Source organism: Motilibacter deserti, from assembly GCF_011250635.1.
Classification (GTDB): domain Bacteria; phylum Actinomycetota; class Actinomycetes; order Motilibacterales; family Motilibacteraceae; genus Motilibacter_A; species Motilibacter_A deserti.
In genome coordinates, this window is sequence record NZ_JAANNP010000116.1 from 1 (window position 1) to 5108 (window position 5108).

General features: G+C 74.2%; 8 protein-coding genes. 5 read left to right on the forward strand and 3 right to left on the reverse strand.

The window, feature by feature from the left end:
* The 3 genes from G9H71_RS20860 to G9H71_RS20870 all read left to right on the forward strand — a co-directional run.
* On the forward strand, positions 1 to 239 hold a 239-nt coding region (locus tag G9H71_RS20860), incomplete at its 5' end, for an EAL domain-containing protein (RefSeq protein ID WP_166284701.1).
* Between the two features lie 152 nt (positions 240 to 391).
* Entirely contained in the window at positions 392 to 667 is a 276-nt protein-coding gene (locus tag G9H71_RS20865; RefSeq protein WP_166284702.1) for a hypothetical protein, read from the forward strand.
* 79 nt (positions 668 to 746) lie between these two features.
* Entirely contained in the window at positions 747 to 1391 is a 645-nt protein-coding gene (locus tag G9H71_RS20870) for a LysE family translocator (RefSeq protein ID WP_166284703.1), read from the forward strand.
* 6 nt (positions 1392 to 1397) lie between these two features.
* Here G9H71_RS20870 and G9H71_RS20875 read toward each other — a convergent pair whose 3' ends face one another.
* The 3 genes from G9H71_RS20875 to upp all read right to left on the reverse strand — a co-directional run bounded on the left by G9H71_RS20875 (position 1398) and on the right by upp (position 3909).
* Positions 1398 to 1841, reverse strand: coding sequence for an SRPBCC family protein (locus G9H71_RS20875; RefSeq protein ID WP_166284704.1), 444 nt, complete (start codon positions 1839 to 1841; stop codon positions 1398 to 1400).
* Positions 1842 to 1858: 17 nt separating this feature from the next.
* Entirely contained in the window at positions 1859 to 3199 is a 1341-nt protein-coding gene (locus tag G9H71_RS20880) for a uracil-xanthine permease family protein (protein WP_166284705.1), read from the reverse strand.
* A 71-nt stretch (positions 3200 to 3270) separates the two neighbouring features.
* Positions 3271 to 3909, reverse strand: coding sequence for a uracil phosphoribosyltransferase (gene upp, locus G9H71_RS20885; protein WP_166284706.1), 639 nt, complete (start codon positions 3907 to 3909; stop codon positions 3271 to 3273).
* A gap of 156 nt (positions 3910 to 4065) precedes the next feature.
* Here upp and G9H71_RS20890 point away from each other — a divergent pair, with 156 nt between their 5' ends.
* Positions 4066 to 4590, forward strand: a complete 525-nt coding sequence (locus tag G9H71_RS20890; RefSeq protein ID WP_166284707.1) for a tRNA adenosine deaminase-associated protein — start codon at positions 4066 to 4068, stop codon at positions 4588 to 4590.
* A gap of 77 nt (positions 4591 to 4667) precedes the next feature.
* On the forward strand, positions 4668 to 5108 hold a 441-nt coding region (locus G9H71_RS20895; protein WP_166284708.1), incomplete at its 3' end, for a tRNA adenosine deaminase-associated protein.

Genomic DNA, 5108 nt, shown 5'->3' on the forward strand with positions numbered 1-5108 from the left:
AGGCGGACCGGTCCTTCGTCGCCGCGCTGGCGCGCGAGGAGCCCGGCGGTGAGATCGTCAGCGCGGTCATCGGCCTGGCCCAGGGGCTGCGGCTGAGCACGGTGGCGGAGGGCGTGGAGCGCACCGAGCAGGTCGACGCCCTGCTGCGGCTCGGATGCGACCGGGCACAGGGCTACCTCTTCAGCCCCGCCGTTCCTGCCGACCAGCTGCCTGCGTTCCTCGGCCGCCCGCTCTGGTAGCTCGGCTACGTGCGGTGACGCAGTAGTAGCCCTGCGGGCATAGACTCCCCGCACCTGCCCATCGGGCCGGTCACGACGACGAACTGGGGGCTTGCATGTCCGACGGAGCGTGCCCGGTGTGCACCGGCCCGCTGCATCCGACGGACGAGGGTATGACGTGCGCCGTCGGGCATGCCTTCGCCGGCGAAGCGCTCGAGGCCGAGCGGCTCGACGCCGTCCGCCGCTCGTTGTGGGCCGCGGTGAACGCGCTGTCCGCGGACGCGACCGGACTGCGCGCAGTGGCTCGCCAGCGCGGCGACGAGCGGATGCTGCGGCTGGCGGAGGAGTCGTTGCGGCACAGCGACACCGTGCGCGAGCTGGCGCGGGCGTTCGACGCCCGGGCGGGAGAGCGCTCCGAGCGCGACCAGGCCGCGACCCAGCCGGAGTGAGGTGAGCGGGCGCAAAAGCGGGTGCGTGGCCCGTGCCGCCCCTGCCATGCTCGCGGGGCCAGCGGCGTAGGGAGGGCTCGTGGTCAGCACCGGCGCGGTCCTCGGCATCGCGCTCGTCGCCCTCGGCCTGGTGCTCACCCCGGGTCCCAACATGGTCTACCTCGTCTCGCGCTCGGTCCTGCAGGGCCGCCGCGCGGGCCTCGTCTCGCTCGCCGGCGTCGCCGCCGGGTTCTTCGTGTACGTCGTGGCCGCCGCCGCCGGCCTGGCCACCGTGTTCGCGACCGTGCCCACGGCGTACACCCTGCTCCGGGTCGCGGGTGCGGCTTACCTGCTGTGGCTGGCGTGGAAGGCGCTGAAGCCGGGCGGCACGTCGGTCTTCGCCCCGGCGCCGTTGCCACCCGACCCGCCTCGGCGGCTGTTCGCGATGGGCCTGCTGACGAACCTGCTCAATCCCAAGATCGCGGTGCTCTACGTCTCGCTGCTCCCGCAGTTCGTCGAACCCGCGGCCGGCGCGGTGTGGGCGCAGAGCCTGGTCCTCGGGGCCGTGCAGGTCGGCGTGGCGCTGACCGTGGACGTGCTGATCGTGCTCTCGGCGGCCCGGATGTCGATGCTGCTGCGCGCCCGGCCCGGGTGGCTGCGGGCGCAGCGCTACCTCATGGGCGGGGTGCTCGCCGGGCTCGCCGCCCGGCTGCTCACGGACCGGGCCCGCCCCGCGGGAGCCTGAGCGGGCTCAGGAGTAGGCGCCGCGGTTCTCCGCGAGCCGCGCGAGGCGGCGCAGCGACTCCTTGTTGCGCGGCACGATGCTGGCCCAGCGGATCGGCGCCGGGACGAAGCGGCCGGGGCCCTGCGCCGCGTCCTCGCGCATGACGATGCGGGTGCCGGCCGCGTCGGGCACGAGCTCGACCTCGACGTCGGCCTCGCCGAGCGGCCAGCCCCGGGCGCGCAGCTTCAGCAGCCGGCCGGGCTCGCACTTCTGGCTGTGGGTCGTGTCGTCGATGGTCAGCGGCCACGCGCCGACGCTGTGGTGGATGCGGGCGCCCTCCTCGGGCCAGCCGGGGTCGACGTCGCGGATCGAGGAGGTGCCGACGACCCAGTTGGCGTACGCCCAGCCGTCGGCCAGCACGGCCCAGACCGCTGCCGGCGACGCAGGGGTGAAGCGCTCGACGGTGACCATGCGCGAGGCCTACCCCGTCAGTGCGTGCCGGAAGCCGAGGGCGGGCGGGTGGTGGGCGCGGTCTCCGCGGCAGTGTGCCCGCCGCCACCTGCGTACCCGGCCGTGCCGGTACGCCGGCCGAGGAACGTCAGGACGTGGAAGGCGGCCACGGCCCCGAGCGAGCCGAGCGCGATGCCGCCGAGGGTGACGTCGCCGAGCGTCCAGGTGTAGTCGGCGATACCCACGACGAGCGCGACGGCGGCGGTGAAGAGGTTGGCCGGGTCCTTGAAGTCGACCCGGGCCTCGACCCAGATGCGGGCGCCCAGGATGCCGATCAGGCCGTAGAGCACGGTAGTTGCGCCGCCGAGCACGCCGGCCGGGATCGTCGCGATGAGCGCCCCGAACTTCGGCGAGAGGCTGAGCAGGACCGCGATGACGCCGGCGATCCAGTACGCCGCGGTCGAGTAGACGCGCGTCGCCGCCATGACACCGATGTTCTCCGCGTACGTCGTGGTGGCCGACCCGCCGCCCACTCCGGCGAGCGCGGTGGCGGCGCCGTCGCCGATGAGGGCGCGGCCGACCACGTCGTCCATGGGCCGGCCGGTCATCGCGGCGACCGCCTTGACGTGGCCGACGTTCTCCGCGACGAGCACGAGCACGACCGGCAGGAAGAGGCCGACGACGGAGAAGGAGAAGTGCGGGGCCGTGAGGTCGGGGAGGCCGACCCAGTCCGCGGCCCGAACCGGGTCGAAGTCGAGCTCGCCGCGGACCGCCGCCACCGCGTACCCGACGAGGACGCCGAGGAAGATCGACAGCCGCCCGAGCAGCCCGCGGAAGAGCACGCCGAGCAGCAGCACGGCGAGCAGGGTCACGAACGCGGTGACCGGCGCCGCCTCGAAGCTGTTCTTGGCGGTGGGCGCGAGGTTGAGCCCGATGAGCGCGACGATCGCGCCCGTGACCACGGGCGGCATGACGACGTCCACCCAGCGCGAGCCGACGACCTGCACCACCATGCCGACGACCGCGAGGCCGACGCCTGCGAGGACGATGCCGCCGAGCGCCTCCGGGACGCCGCCGTCGGCCTTGGACGCCGTGACGGGCGCGATGAAGGCGAAGCTCGACCCGAGGTAGCTCGGCAGCCGGTTGCCCGTGATGACGAGGAAGAGCAGCGTGCCCAGCCCGGAGAAGAGCAGCGTCGTCGCCGGCGGGAACCCGGTCAGCAGCGGGACGAGGAACGTCGCACCGAACATCGCCACGACGTGCTGAGCACCGATGCCGGTCGTGCGCAGCCAGTCGAGCCGCTCGTCCGGCGCGACGACGTCTCCTGCTGCGACGTGCTTGCCGTCGCCGTGCACGGTCCAGAGCGCCACGCGGCCCACCTTCTGCTGTCTCGCTGTTGTCCGTATCGGGCGCGCGTCAGGCCCGGGCACTGGCCCGAGCCGGGGGCTGGTCAGGCGATGCCGTAGAGCCGGTCGCCGGCGTCGCCGAGGCCCGGCACGATGTAGCCCTTGTCGTTGAGCCGCTCGTCCAGCGCCGCGGTCACCACGGTGACCGGGGTGTCGAGCCCGCCGAGCTCGCTCTCCAGGTGCGCCACGCCCTCCGGCGCCGCGAGCAGGCAGATGCAGACGACCGACCCCGCGCCGCGCTCGGCGAGCAGGTGGACGGCCGCGGCGAGCGTCCCGCCCGTGGCCAGCATGGGGTCGAGCACGAAGCACTGGCGGCCGCCGAGGTCCTCCGGCAGCCGGGTCGCGTACGTCGACGCGAGCAGGGTGCCCTCGTCGCGCACCATGCCCAGGAAGCCGACCTCGGCCGTCGGCAGCAGCCGCATCATGCCGTCGAGCATCCCGAGCCCGGCCCGCAGGATGGGGACGACCAGCGGCTTCGGCGTCGACATGGTGACGCCGGTGGTCGCGGTCACGGGGGTCTCGATGTCGAGCGGGACGACGCCGACCTCGCGGGTCGCCTCGTAGGCGAGCAGGGTCACGAGCTCGTCCGTGAGCAGCCGGAAGGTCGGCGAGGTGGTCTCGCGGTCGCGCAGCACGGTGAGCTTGTGCGCTACCAGCGGGTGGTCGACGACGTGCGTGCGCATGCGCGGAGGCTAGCGACAGGGCGCACGTGGCCGACAGGGAGGGCGAGCCGACGCGCTCTGCGGGGGAGGGTGTCCGGTGTCACAATGCCGGAAGAGGCGGGGTTCGTCCCCGTCCGCCGCAGGACCGCTGTCGTCTCTCGTACGCCGGAGGACTCCATGTCGGACGTTGACGCGCACCCGGGCATCAGGCTGGACGCCGACGACGTGCCCGACGGCGGCGGGGACTTCGCGGTGGCGGCGCACCGGGACGAGGGCGTGTGGCAGGTCGCCCCGCTGCCGGGACGGGCCGCCGGCGACCTCTGCGCCCTGCTCGCGACGCTGCGCCAGCGCCCGCCGGACGCCGGGCCGCTCGCGTTCGTGGCCGTGGACGACGACTTCTTCGTCGCCGCGCGCATCGTGGCGGGCCGTACCCGCCTGCTGATCTCGGACGCGACCGCCGCGGTGGAGTGGCCGATCGCCCGCGAGGTGCTCGACACCCTGGGGGTCCCCGTGCCCGAGGACGACGAGGCGCGCCCCGCCGGCGACCTCGCGATCTTCGCCGACCTCGGCCTGCCGGCGGAGGAGGTCCGCGACCTGTGCGAGGACTTCGACCTCTATCCGGACGAGGTGTGCCGTCGGATGGCCGACCGGCTCGGCTTCGGGCCCCAGTTCGCCCGCTCGCTGCGCGCTGTGCTGCTCTAAGCCCTCCGGGTCGGGTTTCCGGCCCCGCGAGCGGGACACGTCTTGGTACGTCCAGCTCTTTCCGGGAGGGAACAGCCTTGTCGTACTTCACCGCCCTGCTCTCGCGCAACGGTGGCGGGACGTGGCGCGCGCGCGACGTCGACGTCGAGGGTCACGAGGACGTCGAGAGCCTCACCCAGGCGGTGCGCCTCGCCTCCGGCGGCGACGCCCACGCGCTGCTCCTGCTCGAGCACGAGGACGAGTGGTTCGCCCTCGCCCGCGTCGACGACGGGGACGACACGCGGGTCTTCGTCTCCGACGCCGCGGCCGCTGCCGCCTCGCCCTACGGCCCGGCCCTCGGGCTGGACCCGGAGGTCGACGAGGACTCCGAGCCGTCCGGGGACTCCGAGGTCGTCGCCGACGCAGGCACCCCGTCCGAGGAGCTGCTGCGGCTGGCCGGCGAGGACGGCATCGGGGTCTCCGAGGCGGTGGCCGCGGTCGCCGAGGCGGCGGGCTTCGGCGAGGTCCTCGACGCGATG

Excerpts from the sequence above, each read along its gene's own strand:
- G9H71_RS20890 (WP_166284707.1), top strand. The coding sequence starts at position 4,066 with ATGTCGGACGTTGACGCGCACCCGGGCATCAGGCTGGACGCCGACGAC.
- G9H71_RS20875 (WP_166284704.1), bottom strand. The coding sequence starts at position 1,841 with ATGGTCACCGTCGAGCGCTTCACCCCTGCGTCGCCGGCAGCGGTCTGG.
- upp (WP_166284706.1), bottom strand. The coding sequence starts at position 3,909 with ATGCGCACGCACGTCGTCGACCACCCGCTGGTAGCGCACAAGCTCACC.
- G9H71_RS20865 (WP_166284702.1), top strand. The coding sequence starts at position 392 with ATGACGTGCGCCGTCGGGCATGCCTTCGCCGGCGAAGCGCTCGAGGCC.